This window comes from Paenibacillus ilasis (assembly GCF_043195395.1).
GTDB lineage: Bacteria > Bacillota > Bacilli > Paenibacillales > Paenibacillaceae > Paenibacillus_AQ > Paenibacillus_AQ lautus.
In genome coordinates this window covers 692,699-711,782 of sequence record NZ_JBHDJG010000001.1, presented here as the reverse complement: position 1 = coordinate 711,782, position 19,084 = coordinate 692,699, and the positions used below count along the sequence as shown (strand labels likewise).

16 protein-coding genes are annotated in these 19,084 nt (G+C 48.0%); 2 read left to right on the top strand and 14 right to left on the bottom strand.

Annotated features, from left to right (window positions below):
* Positions 1-6: 6 nt before the first annotated feature.
* The 13 genes from ACETK5_RS03555 to ACETK5_RS03495 all read right to left on the bottom strand — a co-directional run bounded on the left by ACETK5_RS03555 (position 7) and on the right by ACETK5_RS03495 (position 15,095).
* On the bottom strand, positions 7-978 hold the full coding sequence (locus tag ACETK5_RS03555) for an ABC transporter permease (protein WP_100538686.1): 972 nt from the start codon (positions 976-978) through the stop codon (positions 7-9).
* A 29-nt stretch (positions 979-1,007) separates the two neighbouring features.
* Positions 1,008-2,741 (bottom strand): extracellular solute-binding protein, encoded by a 1,734-nt coding sequence (locus ACETK5_RS03550; RefSeq protein WP_100538687.1) that lies wholly within the window; start codon positions 2,739-2,741, stop codon positions 1,008-1,010.
* A 627-nt stretch (positions 2,742-3,368) separates the two neighbouring features.
* Positions 3,369-4,322, bottom strand: coding sequence for a glycoside hydrolase family 43 protein (locus ACETK5_RS03545; protein WP_100538688.1), 954 nt, complete (start codon positions 4,320-4,322; stop codon positions 3,369-3,371).
* 310 nt (positions 4,323-4,632) lie between these two features.
* Complete coding sequence (locus ACETK5_RS03540; protein WP_207797511.1) at positions 4,633-5,283, bottom strand: formylglycine-generating enzyme family protein; 651 nt, start codon at positions 5,281-5,283, stop codon at positions 4,633-4,635.
* Positions 5,284-5,343: 60 nt separating this feature from the next.
* Complete coding sequence (locus ACETK5_RS03535; protein ID WP_100538690.1) at positions 5,344-5,712, bottom strand: DUF4180 domain-containing protein; 369 nt, start codon at positions 5,710-5,712, stop codon at positions 5,344-5,346.
* Between the two features lie 2 nt (positions 5,713-5,714).
* Positions 5,715-6,374, bottom strand: coding sequence for a TetR/AcrR family transcriptional regulator (locus ACETK5_RS03530; protein WP_100538691.1), 660 nt, complete (start codon positions 6,372-6,374; stop codon positions 5,715-5,717).
* Between the two features lie 285 nt (positions 6,375-6,659).
* Positions 6,660-8,117 carry an ABC transporter substrate-binding protein gene (locus ACETK5_RS03525; protein ID WP_100538692.1) on the bottom strand — a complete coding sequence of 486 codons (1,458 nt, stop codon included), beginning with the start codon at positions 8,115-8,117 and terminating at the stop codon, positions 6,660-6,662.
* A gap of 70 nt (positions 8,118-8,187) precedes the next feature.
* A complete protein-coding gene (locus ACETK5_RS03520; protein ID WP_100538693.1) occupies positions 8,188-9,084 on the bottom strand; it encodes a carbohydrate ABC transporter permease in 897 nt (298 codons plus the stop codon).
* Positions 9,084-10,010 (bottom strand): ABC transporter permease, encoded by a 927-nt coding sequence (locus tag ACETK5_RS03515; RefSeq protein ID WP_100538694.1) that lies wholly within the window; start codon positions 10,008-10,010, stop codon positions 9,084-9,086. Before ACETK5_RS03515 ends, ACETK5_RS03520 begins: the two co-directional genes overlap by 1 nt.
* 32 nt (positions 10,011-10,042) lie before the next feature.
* Entirely contained in the window at positions 10,043-11,308 is a 1,266-nt protein-coding gene (locus ACETK5_RS03510) for a Gfo/Idh/MocA family protein (RefSeq protein ID WP_243390810.1), read from the bottom strand.
* 47 nt (positions 11,309-11,355) lie between these two features.
* Positions 11,356-12,447 (bottom strand): DUF4832 domain-containing protein, encoded by a 1,092-nt coding sequence (locus ACETK5_RS03505; RefSeq protein ID WP_100538696.1) that lies wholly within the window; start codon positions 12,445-12,447, stop codon positions 11,356-11,358.
* Entirely contained in the window at positions 12,410-13,753 is a 1,344-nt protein-coding gene (locus ACETK5_RS03500) for an acyltransferase domain-containing protein (protein WP_100538697.1), read from the bottom strand. Before ACETK5_RS03500 ends, ACETK5_RS03505 begins: the two co-directional genes overlap by 38 nt.
* Positions 13,731-15,095, bottom strand: coding sequence for a DUF4832 domain-containing protein (locus ACETK5_RS03495; RefSeq protein ID WP_100538698.1), 1,365 nt, complete (start codon positions 15,093-15,095; stop codon positions 13,731-13,733). Before ACETK5_RS03495 ends, ACETK5_RS03500 begins: the two co-directional genes overlap by 23 nt.
* A gap of 357 nt (positions 15,096-15,452) precedes the next feature.
* Between ACETK5_RS03495 and ACETK5_RS03490 the strand changes: the two genes are divergently transcribed.
* Positions 15,453-16,475, top strand: coding sequence for a LacI family DNA-binding transcriptional regulator (locus ACETK5_RS03490; protein WP_100538699.1), 1,023 nt, complete (start codon positions 15,453-15,455; stop codon positions 16,473-16,475).
* Positions 16,476-16,686: 211 nt separating this feature from the next.
* Complete coding sequence (locus ACETK5_RS03485; RefSeq protein WP_100538700.1) at positions 16,687-18,669, top strand: DUF4832 domain-containing protein; 1,983 nt, start codon at positions 16,687-16,689, stop codon at positions 18,667-18,669.
* Positions 18,670-18,807: 138 nt separating this feature from the next.
* Here ACETK5_RS03485 and rpsN read toward each other — a convergent pair whose 3' ends face one another.
* Entirely contained in the window at positions 18,808-19,077 is a 270-nt protein-coding gene (gene rpsN, locus ACETK5_RS03480) for a 30S ribosomal protein S14 (RefSeq protein ID WP_100538701.1), read from the bottom strand.
* Positions 19,078-19,084 lie beyond the last annotated feature (7 nt).

Below are 19,084 nucleotides of genomic sequence, written 5' to 3'. Positions count from 1 at the left end.
TCTCTCTTACCATAAGCTGGATTCAGACCTGCGTTTTACGATGGTATTTGTCATCCATAACAGCCCGAAATTCACGATGGAGCTTATTAATCCGACGGCAGTGGAATAGCTTAGGCTCGCTTCCCTCAAGCCCCTGCGGTAAACATAGGAAGCGATGACATCCGCCGTATCGTAGATTAAAGGATTATAGAGCAGGATAATTTTCTCGTAACCGGAAGCCATCAATCCGCCGATCGCAAAGATAAACAGGATGATGATGACCGGACTGATCTGGGGCAGCGTAATGTACCACATTTTTTTCACCCTGCCGACCCCGTCGATATCGGCCGCTTCATATAACGAAGGATCGATGGAGCTCATCGCAGCCAGGTAAATGATGCTGTCCCATCCGATGCTCTGCCAGATTCCGGAGAAGGTATAAATCGGACGGAACAAATTGGAATACCCGAGAAGGGATGAGTAGTCTTTTCCCGTTATGAATGAGAGCAGCTGCGTGACGACCCCTTCATTGGCCGTAAAGATGTGAATGATCCCGCACACAACCACCAGTGAAATAAAATGCGGCATATACGTAATGGTTTGTACGGTCCGCTTAAATTTGGAAGAGCGAACTTCATTCAGCAGCAATGCCAGGATAATCGGTGCCGTAAATCCAAACACGATGCCCCACACATTCAGCAGGAGCGTATTCTTGACGACTCTCCAAAAATAGGGTCCGGAGAAAAAATCGATGAAATGTTTGAATCCCACCCAATCGCTATCCGCGAATCCCAGCAAGGGCTTGAAATCCTTGAATGCGATCATGACGCCCCACATCGGCCCGTAGCAGAAGATCAAGAACCACGCCACGACGGGAAGGGCCATCAGATAGACGAACCAATTCTTTTTCAGATCCTTTTGAATCAACCGTTTGGTATTCTTGGGCTCCGAGGGCGTCTGGACATGGTCTATTCCCCTGTTTTTCCGTAATATCTCCATGAATCAACCACCTGTTCTTATTATGAAAACTATCGTTGGTTATACCGATCCAAGGCTGCCTGATGGAGACTTAAGAATTCGTCCAGCCCCATGCTTTGCGCTTCCTTCAAAAATTTATCGTAAGCATCAACCGGCAATTCGCCCATAATGATCTTCGCAAAGTATTCTCCGCGCAGCGTGGACAATTGGTTTCCAAGCTCGGCTTCGCGCGAGGCTTCTTCTTTCGTGAAGGTGATCGGCGGCATCGCCATGCTGGTATCCATGTTTTCCGTCCAATTCTTTCGGATATCTCCGGAATAGCTTCCTTTCGCCGAGATCAACGGGTTGGCATTATGCTCATCGCGAATGTTCGGCCAACTGTGCCAGCGGTATTTCCAAAGTGTGACGTCGACCGGCTGACCGTCCGGATCATTGTAGATGTAACTGTTTTCAGGGTAATAAGGCATTCCTTGTTCATCCACCAAATGCACCGTGCCGTACTCGCCAAAGTTAATGAGCTCCCAGCCTTTTTTGCTGAAGTTGAAATCCAGCCATGCCATTGCAGCTTCGACATTTTTGCTCTGAGTGGTGATGGCTGCACCGGTTCCGGTTCTTTTGAAGTTTTTATAGGTGGTTGCGGATTTGTCCCCTTCATTCAGAACAGGATTCAGCGCCCCCACGAAATCAATATCGTTCTGCACTTTCCAGTAGCTCCACATCGTATCCGGTGAGTCCATCATGACGGCCGTATCGTCGGATATCGCGCTGGCCATCCGTTGATTGAAATCGGCGGTAGCCCAATCCCGATTCAGCAAGCCTTCCTTATTCCACTGCTGCATCGTCGCGAGATATTCCTTGGCTTTCGGTTGTGCAGGACCCCATGCGACTTTGCCGTTCTCATCCAGGAAGGTCCAGTCCCAGACGCCATATGCGCCATTAATGATGCCGGTAAAGATTTGGCCGTACGTCGATCCGTAATTCAGCGGTGCTTTATATCCGACTTCCTTGGATTTCTTCAGAAATTCATACCATTCATCTATCGTCGTCGGGACTGGAAGTCCTGTCTTATCCAGCGCTTCCTGCTTGATTAACGTGCCGAACCAGATCCATTCGGAATATGGAGCGATCCCGTAGAAGCCCAGCAGCCTGCCATCATCGGTTACGGTCGTTTTTCTTCTCGTTTCGTCCGAGTTGCGCCATGCCGAATAATTCGGGGCATGCTTTTCCATCAGGTCGGTCAAGTCGAGGTAAGCGCCGTCGTTTACCCCCGCTTCCAAGCCTCCCGGATAACGGCCCGGGTCAATGATGATATCCGGCAGCTCGCCGGAGGAGATCATCAAGGTAAAGGCATCCGCTTCCTGCCCGACGGGCGGCGTAATGAAGTTCACCTTAATGCCGGTGAGCTTCTCTACCTGCTTCTGAACCAAGTGATTATTCATATCCGGGATGTTGGAGTTGGCAGGCATCCATACATCCAGCACCACATCGCCTTTAACGGGATAAGCAGAATAATCGCTAGGAATGACTTCTTCGAAAACGTCGCCCAGATATGTATCGTTCAGTGTGCTGTTGACCTCATCGATTTGCTCCTGCGTCGGTGCTTTATTGCCGCGTATGTCCCCGCTGATATCTTCAAACGTCACCTCATTCTTCTCTACGCCTTCCTCTTGGGTTACGGTATTATCGGGCTCGTTATTTGCCTTGCCGCTGCAAGCGGTTACCGTCGAAATGATCAAAATGGATATGAATAACAGAGTGAAATAACGCTTCATCGTTCTGTTCATGCTTAACCTCCCATGATATGAATAATTGCGAGCACCCCCAGCATTAGCGCCTGAGAGGATCAATATTCCGTGGTTTTTTCAGGGGTGCCAGTTTAAGGCTTGCTATCTTTCGTTCTTCAATCTTCGTAGTGTCTAAGCCCCCCCCGGTCTGAAATGCAACTCCTCCTCTTGGCCATTCCAATGGATCCCCTCTCACATGTAAATTGACGGCATTACCAGTCCCTACACTTTCATTTAATACAATTATCCTGTATCTTTAACCGAAGTATAAGCATACTACTTCATTCTGTCAACGCTTTCATACATAATTTCAGTAATTAAAATTAGTCATTTTCTTTATTCTTTGTTTTGTTTATCGAGATATCGGAAACAATCCATAAACTGATAACCCTTATCCCAAAAGGAATATCCGATTAAAAATGCCGTTTTTGTTATGAAATCACGTTCCCCTCACGATTCACTCTCATTCGTAATAAACCCCCATTCATTACAGATAATCTGTAATGAATGGGGGTTTATCGAATCCTGTGAATATTCACTTACACCCTTGCGGCATCTGACGCACCTTTGCCGTCATCATCGATCCTCTCGGGATACCTGTTCGTTTACGTTATGAAGCCGCATACATTATTCTCCGGACGGTATCGCTATGGCCTGCGAATCACTGGCCGGGACACCGAAGTCCGGGGTTCCATCTTGCTTCCAGCCGAATTTCTGGATACGGGTCGAGCGTAAGGCCGTATCTGCTCCAGGCTCTGGAAGCGCATGGTAAACAATCCAGTCCTCCTTGCCATCCGGTGATTGCGTGAAGCTGTTGTGACCGGTAGCGTACACCCCGTTCTCCACGCTTTTGCAAAATACAGGCTCCATGGATTTAGACCAGGATAGCGGGTCCATCGGATCCGCAGTTTCATCCATCGTGAGCATTCCCAGCGCATAATCCTCGGACCAGGTAGTGCTGGCCGAGTACACCAGGAAGATGCGGCCGTTCCGCTGAAGGACGACGGGTCCTTCGTTAATGGCCATTCCGCCTTGTTTTTCCCAGGACAGGGTCGGGGCGGTAAGTAATACATGATCTCCCGTCAATGTCCAAGGGTTTGTCATGCGCATGATGTATAGAGCGGAGCCATAATCCGGGAAATGACCGTACCCCGCATACAGGAAATAAAGCTGATTGCCTACGGTCATGACCGTACCGTCCAGGCCGGGTACGGGGGTCGGCAGCGCGCCCTTCCATGTCCATTCGCCTTCCATTGGATCAGGCTCCCCGTTCTCCAGCACGCATATTTGGCGCGACTCGTCGCCTCCCCCGTCATTCGCTGTAAAATAAATGTACCACTTGCCGTCCAGATGGTGGATTTCCGGCGCCCACAGGTTATAACTATGGCGTCCGCCGGCTTCCGGAGACCAGATCGTTTTCTTCCGTCCCTCTGCAAGTCCGGTCAAGGTTGCCGATTGTGTCAGCTCCAGATATCCGCGTCTCGTTGCCATAAAATAGTAATAGCCGTCCGTATGCTTCCATACCCAAGGATCGGCTGCTTGCTCTACGATCGGATTGTTGAATGTTGGTCCATGTACCATTTTCTTATCCTCCTTATCCCTTGAATTTCCTGGTTTTTGATCAACACTACGGCAATTCACCCCTGGCACCCCTTAACTCCCCACACCCCCCACGAAAAGTTAAACCCAATCTTACTGATGTCTTCCAGCCTTGTCTATACGCAATTATACGAAGATTTATCGCGTTAGATTATGTAACATATCTAGTTATAGTGAAGGATTGACCTAGCATCTATTACTATCTGGAGAAAATTGACGGCGTCTCGATACGTTTATTGGAAATTCATTAGGTGCTGCACGATCAAAAAAAGCTGGTCCCGAAGGATCAGCTTTATCGTGAAATCGATCTCGCCAGTCGAAACCCGAGATCCTCAATCCGAAACGTCGGGTGGCTTCGCCGGCGGCATGTCGCCCCGCAGCCCCTGGCCTCTTCCGCCCAGCTCCCGCCGCGGAATACTCTGTATGAGCCGTATACGTCCGGATCGTATACATCCCAGCACCACTCCCACACATTTCCGAGCATATCGTAAAGCCCCCACGCATTGGGCCTCTTTTTGCCTACCTCATGCAGGGCGCCCCCGGAATTCCCTTCATACCAAGCGATGTCATCAAGCTCTCCGTAACGATAGCCATCACTCCCGGCTCTGCACGCATATTGCCATTCTGCTTCCGTCGGAAGACGGTAGCCATCCGTTTCCCAGTTACACTCCACACACGCACCATCTTCCGTGACCGAATAACATTCGTTTAGACCTGAACGCCGAGATAGCACGTTACAGAAGTGAATTGCATCGTTCCATGATACATCGACGATCGGAACCCGCGTGACGTCAGCAAAACCTGCCCACGGTGGCATAAGCGAGAAATACAGCGCCTTCGTAACAGGAACCGGTGCAAGCTGAAAAGCGTTCACCTCGACCGTCCACGAAGACTTTATACGGTCGTCCCTTAATTGAATTGCGCCTGCTGGAATGTTCTGCATCGGATATCCTTTTAGATAAAACCCAGGTACTGACAACCGTCTTCCTCCCGTTTTCGTCTCTTAGCTCAACCTGCTTAACCGTTCTATTCCTTGTTGTTCGCTCGGCAAGAAAAAGAAATCGTTCCCCTTATTGCATTCATAAATGAAGTCTTGCAAGCTTTGGCTTGGATAAACAGAAAAATCTCCGATAATCGCAACCTTCACATGATAATTGATATACTTCTGAAGGATTTCGCCTGCAAGGCGCGTCTTCAAATCGAAGAAGGCTTCGCTGAATACCGATTGGTTCATCACCATACGACGGCTGCCCGTTTCATATTGCACGGTTGCCATAAGATCCAATGCGGATTGCACATCCTCTATTAATATCTCATTGCTGCGTACGACCGCTATCGTTCCTCCATCTGTTTCAATCTTCTCTATATTCATAGTCACCCTCCTGTTTGGGTAAGTCTTCTTACATAATCCTCACATATGTACCGGTTATCCTCGTCCTTGACGGGCGGAACGTTCGCTACTCTAAAAAAGCTCAGGCCAATAACCATCGCCATCAGCCCATAGGCGGCATCGCGGGAATCTTCAACGGACATCTGCCCCGTCCGGTTGCCGTACTCCATGATCTTGGCGATGCCTTGGAGATCAGCCTCGTAACTCTTCGATACAACTTCCTGCAAATTGCGATCCAGCATGGCTTTTGAGAAAAACTGTACAAAGAGCTTAGCTTGATCAGCATAAGGGATATACATCTTGTCGACCCCCTCCAGCTGCGACACATTAATCATTCGATCCGCGTCATCGCTGAGCGGGGGAAGCATAAACTTCAGGGCAAGATCCATCATTTCTCCCGGTGTCATCGTATGCTCAATGCCGGATTCGATCTTCAGCCCATAGTATGCCAAGAACGACTTGAAAGCTTCGATCGTCAGATGATCCTTATTCTTGAAATAATATGTGACAACTCCTTTGGAACAGTTTGCATGATCGGCCACCTTATCCAGTGTCATGCCGTCAATTCCATACATGCTGATGCAGGTTAACGTGGCATTAACGACCTCTGCCCTGCGCTTCGGTCCCATTCCTAATTTGGGCATAATTTCTTCACCTGTATCTTTGTTGATTTTATTTATACTGAACAGTCGGAATAAAAAAAGTGTACATAAGAATGGCACTTATTGTCAATGAAGGCTTTGGATCAGACCCAGTGCGCAGCCTTTTTTGTTATAAAACTCCTATGAATGAAATCCTCATATATAAATAAAGAGGTATTTCCTTATTCAGAAAATACCTCTTTAAGTTTAAACATCTGCTATCTCAATTCAGCCTCCTAGCTTGCAGTTTAGCCTGTTAGAAGTACAACAAAAGTAGACATTACGCTTTTATTTCCCAGCCAAAAACTCGTCCAACTGACGCTGGATCTCAGCGACGTAGTCATCAATGCCCGCCGCCTTCAGCTTCTCGATGGCTTTGGGATACTCCGTCTCAAAATCGACGAAACCGGAACGGATAGCGGCTAAATCCTTACCCGCGACTTCTTTCAGGGCCGTCTCGATTAACTTGACCTTTTCGTTATTGAATCGGAATCCCAAGGATTCGGATCGAACAGCCTGATCATCCCAGCTCTTATACTTATCGATGGACTCTTGTGCTACATTCGGCCCGAACAATTGGTAATTTTGATTTCTAAACATCCATTCATAGAAGAACTCGCTAGCGGTGAGTTTATTGATTCTTCCATCCACAATCTCGTAATCCTTGCCTTCAACGCCATAGAGAGCAAACAGATAATTCTCCTGGGATTTATAAATCCAATTCACGAACTTCATGGCTCCTTCCGGATTAGGAGCATTCACAGGTATGCCCAGCACCTCTCCGCCTGCAGCCGTCACATAACGCGGTTTATCCTCGGCTAACAGATACGTTTTAACCTCGGCCTCCGGCGCATTGGCTTTGATGGCATCGACAATTTCCATTTCCTTGCCCAGAGATCCTTCAACCCATAAGTATAAGCCCGTCTGCATGCGGGAGTCTCTCTCGTTGTATTTGATGGTCAAATCCTCTGTATATAACCCCGCATCATACATGCCGCGGTTAAACTTCGCGACTTCCTGGAACGCTTCCGTTTCATAGTAGCTGTATGCTTTTTTGCTTTCTTCCCCGAATACAACCAAATCTTCGACGGCGATCCAGTTATATTGTTCATCGGTAAAATATCGGGTCAACGGTTTAAAGATAATATCGGCGGGCCCCTTCATTTCAGGGAATTTCTCTTTCGCCCTGGTTGCGAATTCCTTTAAATCGTCAGCCGTCTTCAAGTCCGTCATCCCCACCGCTTCGAGGATATCCTGACGAACGGCCACCAGCTGGTACATGGCGGAGGATGGTGCATATGCGGATGGAATGCCATGAATCTTCCCATCGATCGTTGCACCCTGAAGCTGCTCCATCGGCAGGACTTTTAGCATATCCTGGCCATATTCCTCGATTAAATCATCCAATACCATGGCTTGTTTCTTGTTGACGATCGTAGAAAGGTCCGGGAGGCCATCCCAATATAAATCGATCGGTTCATTTGCGGCCAGCATGATATCTTTTTGTTCCCAATACTGAGCCCACGGCACAAATGTGACTTCAACCTTCAAACCAAGATCGGCTGCCATCTTCTCCGCGAATTCGTTATCCAGAAATTCGCTCATCCGATCGCTTCGCTCCCCCGGATACAGAATCGTGACGGTTTCAAGCTCGGCTGCCCCCTCTTTTCTGCCGCTGCATCCCGCCATGACCGAAACGGACGCAATCAATAAGACCAACAAGATCAGCATGTTCCTTGCTTTCATGAAAGACCCTCCCTAATAAAATGGTTAATCTATGTTAAAAGCCGGTATCGGCCAGTAACCACGCAGGCGTCTATTCTTTGACCGCACCGGCCATAATCCCGTGCACGAAGTATTTTTGAATGAAAGGGTACAGGAATATGATCGGACCGATCGTAATGACCGTAATGGCCATCTTCACGGTCTCCGCTGGCAATGTGATGTTACCTGACGCCCCTGATGGAATACGTCCCGAGCTTATCGCATTGACGTTCGACAGAATGTTGTAGAGGAAATATTGCAGCGGAAATAAATCGCGTTCGTTAATAAAGATCAGAGCGTGCCACCAATCATTCCAATATTGAAGCGCATACATTAATCCAACCGTCAGCAATGCGGTCTTGCTTAATGGGAGGGCTATTTTTACATAGATCGTAAAATAATTGGCGCCGTCCATCTCGGCAGCTTCATATAAAGATGGAGAGATGCTTGCAAAGTACGTGCGCATCAGGAACATGTTCCATACGCTGAAGATGGAAGGCAGGATCAAGGCCAGAATGCTGTTCTTCAATCCATAATAATTGACGCTGACCATGTACCACGGAATTAAGCCGGCCGAGAAGATAATCGTAAAGTTGCTAATAAATGCGAGCACGTTGCGGTATCTCAGCTTTTTGATCGATAGGGAAAATGCAATCATGCTGGTAATCAGCAGAGCCCCTACCGTACCCACAGTGGTTACAAACAGGGTTACCCCGTAGGATTTGAGCAGTTTCATCCCACTATTAACAAAGATATATTTATAGGTATCCAAGCTGGGACTTAAGGGGATCATCGAATAGCCGTTTCTCGCAACGGCCTGTTCCGAAGAAAAGGATACGCTTAAGGTTAAAACAAGGGGATACAGACACACGAGCGCGAATAAACCGATGAAAACATAGGCAAAGGCTATTACCAATTGATCGCCAAGCAATCTATTCTTTTGTTTCATCAAAATAGACCCTCTCCGTCATTTATTTTCTTAGCCGATTGGTTTGCAGCCGTAATCAGGATCAGTCCCATCAAGGACTGGAAGAGCCCGATTGCCGTAGAGTAAGAAAAGCCCAGCGTGCGCATCGACTGATAAACGTATGTATCGATAACCGTTACTTCTTCAGCCAGGACCGGATTGTTGCCGACGATGCCGTAAATCATCCCAAAGTCCCCGTAGAAGATTCTGCCGACGCTCAGCAAGCTCAAGACGATGATCGTTGGTTTCAGCATGGGCACGGTCAAGTAAAAAATCCGCTGCAATTTGTTGGCGCCATCCACCTTAGCCGCTTCGTACAAGCTTCCATCAAAATTGGACATCGCTGCCATATAGACAATGGAACTGTAGCCGCTCCATTTCCAAACGCTCGACAAAATGATGATCCATTTCCAATATTTAGGCTCGGAGTACCACCTTATCGGCTCGGCTCCAAAGAACTCCAGTATATTGTTGGCAACGCCCACATCCGTGGAGAAGATGCCGTACAGAATCGCCCCAACGACGACCCACGATATGAAATAAGGAAAAAACATCATGCTTTGAGCGACTTTTTTGTAGGTTTTATGCCGGATTTCATGGATCAGAATGGCAATGCTGACGGGAATGATAATGCCTAATATGAGACCAAAAAAGTTGATATACAGCGTGTTATAGGTAACCTTCCATCCCATGCTGTTTTCCGAGAAAAAGTATTTGAAATTGTCCAGACCTACAAATTCACTGCCGAAGATGCCATCAACCACATTAAAATCGGTAAAGGCCATCCATATCCCGGCAAAAGGGATATAGGAGAACATGATCAGCACGATCAGGGCAGGCACGCACATCAGATACAGTATTCTGTTTTTCGTTATTTCATATAGAAACCCCTTAACCACGGAACCCATTTCATCACTACCTTTGCAATGTGATTAAACGATTATGCCAAAATGCTCTGCTGCAGCCTCTCCTTAAGTTGATCCAGATCGACCACGGTACCCGTAATTCTCGCCTCTTCCGCGGCATAGGCCATGATATGGCTTTCGACGGACATGTCGATGGAGGATCTGCTGCTGAAGTCGGCATTCCCCAGATTCTCCAAAAAGTCGTTCATCAGACCGGTATCGCCGCCGTTATGTCCACCGCTCACCGTTGCCGGCCGAATGACGGTTTGCTGAACGGGTTCTGCCATATTGGAGTTAAAGCGGGTGACTTCGATAATGTTCAAGTTATCGTCGCCTCGAATTTCCCCATGCTCGCACATGATTTTGAGCGTACGGTACATTTTGTTGGTGAATCCGCTTAAATTAAACGTTGCCGTTACTCCGTTTTTGAACTCGATCACGGTGACTTGATGGTCGCACACATCATTGTCAAGCCGATAAACACAGCGTCCGTAAGGACTCGTTGCGAGCGCTTGGAGCAGTCCATCTTCGCTCTGATCCGCCGAAATGACGGTAGCGGGCCATTGGCCCCTTATAGGCAAATAGGCTTTTCTTGCATCGAATCGGCAGTTTGCTGCTACCTTACAGTCAAGGCATCGTTCCGCACTGCCTGCCGGTGCATTCTCCGCCTTAAAATAAGTCAGGCTGCCATAGGAAGAGATCCGTTTCGCTTGACTGTCCACCAGCCAGGCCAGAATATCCATATCATGGCAGGACTTCTGCATGATAATCGGACTGGCCAGGTCGCTTCTCCTCCAGTTGCCTCGTACAAAGGAGTGCGCCATATGGAAATTGCCGATATTCTCGTTATGCTGAATGGTCACGATCTTGCCGAGCTCTTGGCTATCGATGATTTTCTTGATTTCCGCAAAGAAGTTCGTATATCTGAGTACATGGCATACAATCACTTTCCGACCTGTTTCATTGGCTTTTCGTTGTATTCTCAAGCTTTCTTCCGGACTTGGCGAAATGGGCTTTTCCAGCAAAATATCATAGCCAAGATCAAGCGCTCTCATCGTTTGCGCGTAATGATCACGGTCCATGGAAGAAACAATGACGGCATCGCAAATTTTGCCGAGCCGATAAAATTCATCCACGGATTCAAATTGTTTCTCCAAGGGAATCTGAAACTCGTCCGCTGCCGCCTTTCTTCTGCTGTCATCCGGTTCAACGACCGCAACAATGTCCTCGCTTGGGTATGCATGCCTTGCGTAGATCATGCCTCTTTGTCCTGCGCCGATTAATGCTAACTTCAAATCCATAACCTCCAGCAAACTCGTATTTGTCCTAACCATCTTGTTCGAAACATCTATTCCTGTTCTGGAACCACAGGATCTTCCAAGGGATAATATCCTTCCGGATAATAAGTATCCCAAATATTCATGAGCGGATCCTCATCGGATAGTTCGACTTGTATTGTGCCTGCCTCATAATACCCATCCTGCTGCGGATTCTGTATATGTAGGGGGATATACGACCGGTCTTCGAAATAGAGTGCTATACTCAGCGTATATCTTCCCGGTAACATATCCTTCAAGGGGACCATCTCGTTATGGACAAGGTCCCCGGTTAACCAGGAATGCGTGGCTGCGTGCAAGGGATATTCGTAGGAAACCTCCCCCTGCTTTAACTGCACCCATAACTGAAATTCCCGATAAATTCTCGAACTGCCCCCGTTGACAAACCAGAATCGCAGCGGCAAACTCCCACGGCTATATACGGTTTCCGGATAAGTCAGTCTACGTAAAGCCAGATGATATCCAAGCCCTATATTCAGATTGGAGAGGCCGGCGTGCCAGCGATATGCCTCGCGTCTGGTATGAGGGCCGCAAATGTCATCGGTTACATGAAGGACCACCTGGTAGCGCTTCCATGCCTTCTGCAGCTTATGTATGGCAAAGGCCTCACAGCATTCGATCCAATTCTCCTCACTGCACTTCACCAGCAGGCCAAACCCTCGACTGCGTTCTCTTAGATGCTGAATCAGTCTGTCATTCTGCAGTTCGGCTAGCAGCGTCTGCACCTCAAACGACTCCATATAAGCGTTCCATTCTTCCTTACTGTCAGCTAAGGTTGATATCAGAACGGCTGTTAAGCGTCTGTCGGAGTCAATATAGCTCCCGACTTTTCGGATCAAAGCCGCAAAACAATCAGGCGCGTAATCCGGAGCCCAGATCGGCAATTCCGGTACCAGGACAAGAATGGGATTTTGGGCCGTATGCAGTGCTTCATGGATCGCTTCAAGCCTGTATTCTCCTCGAACCGGCTCAAGCGTTCTCCAGGAAAAGGAGACGTATTCGAATTGCCCCAGGCTTGTATCAAACTCCCTGTTCAATAGGGGTTGCGGTCGGATTTTTACGGTTTTATACTTCTCGTAGTTTTCGAGCGAGTATTTCCCCATCCTCTTCTCTCCTTTGCAAATGGCTGTCAACGGTTCTGTGAAATTGCTCGATATCTGCATCGGTTATATACGGCCGGCTGCCAATCCTTTCAATATCTTCCCTTAATACAATCATGCTTAATGTGTTAAAACGGGCTCCCGTTTCCATATACGCCGCTGCTGCTTTTTGCAGTGAGGTTGTATATTCGCCGGGGCTTCGGACCGGATCTGCCCTCCTGTCACCAAACGCTTCATAACGCAGCATGCCGTCCCCTTCCATGGTCGGATAGTTATAGAATTGTTGTTGAACGAGGACGATATTGCTTTTTTCATGGTCCAGGATAAGCGACAGCCTTGTATCATAAAGCCAGCTTGAGCTCCAGAAGCCTTTGACGGGTAACTCCGGAAAGTACTGGTCATAGAATGCAGCAGCCATCTCCATGGAACTCTTCAGCCTGTCCGGTGTGTATCCGGGTCCGGATGGAATGTGAAGCGCTAACAGCGTATCCCCTTTTTGAAGTACCGGTTCCCATTCTTTCTTTAGGATCGGCGTCGTTTCTCTTTCAACGAATCCCATGGGATTTATCCGATTAGCAATAACAAACTCGGCGTTCTCGTGCCATTCCGAGGTGAAGTTTCCTTGAAGATCATATACATCATTGATGCCGTTCCGTTGTCCATCACTGCGAAATTCTTCGCCTGCGTGCCGAAGGGCCATGACCTCCTGCGTGTTCACATGACGGAACATGGTGAAGGGATCCTCAAATCGGTAGGGGATAAAATAAAACCGGTCTAACAAAAAGATGGAGCAGGTATAAAAATTCATCACCCATGGAAAATCATGAACCTTGGCATCGCCGTGCAGCACCAACTTTTCCAATTGAGGCTTCAGGGGCTGTTGAGGGATCTGCTCGTAGTAGGCTTTAGGTACGGAACGCGCCTCCAGCTTGTTCATGGAAGGAACAACGCAGGCCAGCAGCAAAAGAAAGGAGTATAATTCTCCGTATTGCTTCATGCTTCCTGGTGTCATATTCGTATAATGAGTCTCATCACAGCGATTGCGCAAAGTGCACATATCCTCCACTAAAAATTGGGTGAAGTGAAATAGTACGGCGTCCTTTTCTATCGCCTCAACCCCATGAATGAGCCATTGCCGGGTATGTTCAGGAATTTGATGCTGCTCAAAGATTCCAGACAGGAAATCCCTGGGAATGAGATGGGGCTTGCCATCCGGTTGATAGCGATCGTATTTCGCTTCCAAGCCTTCCGGCAGGTAATCAAAATCACAAATGGTTGTACACTCTTTAAAATTCATCCGACTCTCCATATGCCTTCCTCCCTTGTTCAACGAATAGCTTGCCCATCGGGTAATAGCCGTCGTTGTTTCCCTCGATGGCCAGCTGGATATTCCCGATTTCCTTCACACCGGTTTCGATGCCAATCTCCAAACGATATTCACCTTCGGACATATTACCGGGTAAACCCAAACTTTCTTCCCAAACAATATCTTCGTCCGGCAGCCACTCCCTGATATCCTCCCCGCTGTGCAGCGTATAGGTTTGATCCTGGCCAGTAAGCCTCACGACCAGCGGATAATGATTATAGATCGGGGCTACTCCTACATTAGCCCACAATGCACTGATTTTTAGCTGACCACCCGCATTCACCCTCGAATCGTACGTGAATTTCCTCAATTCAAAGCGGTATCCCATCTTGTTCAGCCAAGCCTTAACCTTCTCTTTCCACGGTTCGGGGACTACCGTTCCTTTATTGTTAAAGGAAGAGATGTGCCACTTCAGCGTTTCTTGAATGATATAATCCATATCCCAGCCCTGAAGATACCAATCATTCATGTGCCAGCATGCTTCAAATAGAATCGGAGCCTTCTCCCAGGCATCTCCCATCTTGAAATTCTGAATATTCTGGGGATAGAAATCCGTCATATGAGACCACTGATTTCCATGAAAGCCGCCCATATCACCCAAGCAATCGACGCGAAAGCCCACTTTGGCTTTGCGCTCTTTTACAATGCTGATCGACAGGGGATCATGCAGCAGAGCTTGGAGAGGCGTTATTTTAAATCCGTCCAAGTAGGCATCTGTAATGCGTTTAATGGCCTCCGGCTTTAAAAATTCGGTCCCGCCGCCTTCTCCCCAGGCCCCTACAATCGTCAAATCAATTGAGCTTATGACCGGGTGTCCGTCAAACCGTGCGGCAAACGCCTGGATAAAGCTAGACCAATACAGCACATATGGTGTGGTCTCTGGGTCTACTCTCCAGAACGGAAAGTCGGGCTCCTCCGGATATTCCGCACGATACCAAGCCGGTATATCATCTTCTTCGCTTAACGCGTATGGGGAACAGCGAACCACGGCCGTACAGCCCATCGATTTTGCGTAGTCCAGCTTTTCCTCAAGGACTTCCCACCTGTATTCCCCTTGGCGAACTTCCACGTCCCGCCAGCGCACGCTGCAGAAATACACTTTGCTGTCGGGATGATTATACGTTCTGCTGTCTTCCGTGAACTTATATTTCTTGTGCTCTTCCCTTCGATTGTCGCAGATCCGATCCAGGTTCCCCATTAACCCCGGTGCTGCTGTAAAACCAATGCCCGGGTTGTTTAGGATGTCTTCTAACCTAATGGGGTAAACCGTTACTGCTTTGTCCATGTTCTGATCAGCCCCCCCGCCGCCTGCTTACCATACGTCGTTGTTTTGTTACGTTAATTTTACGTAACAAAACAACGTAAATTCTTGCAATCGTTTCGTGATTTCATGTTATATCATCCCTATATATCCTTGCAATAACAATTTTTAATTTTTTAAAATTTCAGGTAACATAGCACGACAGAAACATGTTATGATTGATTTTAATCATGAATACATATAAACTTAGAGAACGTAACAAACTCACGTAACACGAAACGCAACATAACGATCAACGAGTCCATCATTGTTTACCGTGTAACATTCCTATAAACTCTAAATGGTGACTATTCGTAACTTAAAAGGAGAATGTGTTTATTTATGAGTACCATTCGGGATGTTGCTAAATTAGCAAATGTATCTACTGCCACCGTATCCAGAGTTTTAAACAACGATACAAAATATAAAATCACGGACGAAACCCGGGAACGAGTTTGGCAGGCGGTTACGCAGTTGAACTATAAAATCACTTCAAGTCCCAAGCGAAAAGTTTCAACCAAGGATCATTCCGAAAGTAAGTCGCATATCAAAATTGGTTGTGTACTAAGCGTTACAAAAGATAAATACAACGATCCTTATTTCATGTCGATCTTATCTGGTGTGGAAGAGCGATTGCTGAGTGCGGGATATAACATTTCCTTTATTCGGACTGGAATCGAACTGAATGACAGCAAGATCCTTTTCAATACCTTCAGCGAACCGATTACCGGTCTGATTCTTATGGAATCGTTGAACAGCGAAACCTATGAGTATATACGCAAGCAGGTTCCTTATATCGTGGGGATTGATACCGAGCGCGGGGATATCGATAATGTGGGCTATGATCATTACAATGTTGCTTCGATGGCCGTCAATCATCTCATTGACAAAGGCCACACCCAGATTGGTTATATCGGGGGAAGCGGATTAACGAATAACCTGAAAGACAGCCGCCGTTACCGAGGCTACTACGCCACCATGCATGCTGCCGGAATGTCGGTGAATCCCGATTGGGTTATTGATTGCATGTGGGATGAAGCGGTCTGCATTGAAAAAATAAATCATTTATGTAAAACCAAAAATGGCCCGACCGCCTTCTTTGCAGGCAGCGATCTAATGGCCATGGCCGCCCTCAACGGCTTGTATAACAACGGCATTTCCGTTCCTAATGAAGTGGCTGTCATAGGTTTATCCAATATCGAGGTATCCAAGTATTCCAATCCTCCTCTGTCAACGATCGATGTACCGACAAAAGAAATTGGCATGGTTGCCGTCGACAACCTGATCGACAGAATGAACGGAAATCATCTGCTCCCCAAGAAGGTCATTTTGCCTACCCGCTTGGTCGTACGCAGTTCCACTTAAAGGGAGACTAGGAAGTCGAAATGAATACATTCATCAACGCATTGCACATGAAGCACCGGACACGGTGCTCTTTTTTTCTGGGGTGTAAGAAGTTAGGAAGCTGCATTGGAAAGGAGGTGAGAGCTTCGGATTCGGTAGAATGAATCCAATGTTAACAAGACGTTTGGACTTGCAGCTTTATGACACCAATCATCCTGTGAGGAGGTTTGACATGAAAGCATGGGGTATTCACATGAAAATGACGTTCGCTATTTTTACGATGACGGCCATTCTCCTTACCTTGTCCCCTTTTTCCCTCTTTATTTCGACTGCAGAAGCCGCTTCGATCGTTGTCGATGGTGATCCGAGTGACTGGGAAGGGCTTCCGGTGATTTCCACGAATTCGGGAACCGCTAGCGTCTTAAAGGCTTCCCACGATGACAAGAATCTTTATCTGCTTGTGGAAGGCTCAGGACTTAGCACGACAACGGGGAGCTTCTGGCTGAATACGGATCAGAATGCTACGACCGGATATCAAGCCTTCGGATGGGGGACGACCGGCATTGAATGGCTCTTCGAAAATCAATCGCTTTACCGCTACTCCGGGAATGGCAGCAGCTGGAATTGGGATTGGTCTTCCACCCTCCCTTCTTCTCAATACGTGCGCACCTCATCTATTATTGAAGCCGCACTCCCTCTCGCCACACTTGGACTTGCAGCAGGCAGCAGCGTGAACATGGGTTACCTGGACAACCATTCGGATGTCAATCGCCTGCCAGCGCAGAACCAGCCGCTTCCCGTTTATACGCTTAATGAAGGTAATCCCGGAGAAGAAATGATCGAATTTCACCCAAGCGAGCTGAATGATCCGCTCAATAACCCGTTTAAGGGTTGGGCTCCTTCAGCCAAATCAACCCATTACCCTCAGGACCACCGTCTCGTGTATGCCGGTGTCACCTGGAAGGAGCTAGAGCCAACAAAAGGCAACTATGATTTCAGTGCGATTGAAACGTCCAATCATTTCGACTATTGGCAAAGCCGCGGCGTCAAGGTGGTGCTGCGCTTTATTCTGGACAGTCCTTCGGGCGCGCCTCACCGGGATATTCCTGACTGGCTGTACAATGACATGGTGAGTTTGGGACAATCTCCAGGTAAGGCCTACCAAGATGAAACCGGTGGTATGGGAGCCGGCAACAACACGGGGTTCTCCCCTAATTACAGCTCCGATTATCTAATCGCCCGCCACAAACTTGCGATCGAAGCGATTGCGGAGCATTACGACACGGCTGACAGCCCGATCGCTTTTGTGCAAATCGGTTCACTCGGCCATTGGGCGGAATTCCACACCTGGCCTTATATCGGACCTAATGGGGAAAGCAACTATACGGGCGCATTTCCTCCGAACCCCATTTCCAACCAGTACATTCAGCACTATATCGATGCGTTTGCCGATCAGGAGGAGCATACGCAGCTATTGATCAGACGAAGCGTCGAATTGGCCAATAATAATAACAAGGGTCTGATTCTCGGCATGTATAATGACGTGTTCGGAGATCAGCCGAGCTTTGATTCCGAATGGGGATGGTATACCGGCACACAGAACGGTTATTGGGATGATATCGGCCAGCAGCAGCCAAACCATGCCAACTTCTGGGACACTCGCGTCTCTGGCGGCGAATTTTACGGGGGCGCCTATGGTCTGAATGCTGCGCTCACGACAGGGAGCGGCTTTAATGAGACGCTGCGGCAAACCGAGCTTAGCAAACCAAGCTGGCTTGGACCGAATTCTCCAGCTTCCTTGGCGCTGGGCAATCCTTTGCAGGGCAATATGGATACGCTGAAGAAACGAATGGGCTATCACTTTGTTGTGAACAAGGCTGCATATCCGCAAGTGAATACCGGAGACACGCTCGATGTATCCATCGTCGTGGAAAATAAGGGGGTTCAACACTTCCCGTTCCACTGGCCTGTTGAAGTTCAACTGCGCAGCGGGGGCCATATCGTAGCACGCCAGTCCACTTCTGCGGACTTAAGAACCTGGAGGACTGGTTTGCATACGGCCTCAGGCTCTATCTCCACCAACGCGCTGCCACACGGAACCTATGAGCTGGCCATCGCGATTCTTAATCCGTCCACGAACCAACCCGGGGTTGATTTTGCTAATACGGAACGCCTTTCAGACGGAGCCTATAAGATCGGCACATGGACAAAATAAGGAAAGCCGCGGGCTGATCCGAAACGATGAACAACAGCTATCGGGAATAACCCGATAGCTGTTGTTCACCTAAGAATTCCAATAAAACCGTCCCTTTACTGAGTTCTGTACAGATTAGGTAACCGTGAACCTGTCATGCTACCAGCTGGACTTCTTCACGCCCGGAATTTGTCCCTTATGGGCCAGTTCACGAAACACGATTCGGGAAACGCCGAATTTACTGATGTAACCTCTTGGTCTGCCGCTGATTGCACATCGATTGTGCAGCCTTGTTGCGGAAGAGTCGCGTGGCAGTTTCTGCAAGGCCTCATAATCGCCCCTTTCTTTCAATTCCCTGCGTTTCTGCGCATATTTAGCAACTATCTCCTGTCTTTTTAGTTCCTTCACGACTTTGGATTTTTTCGCCATTCGTCAT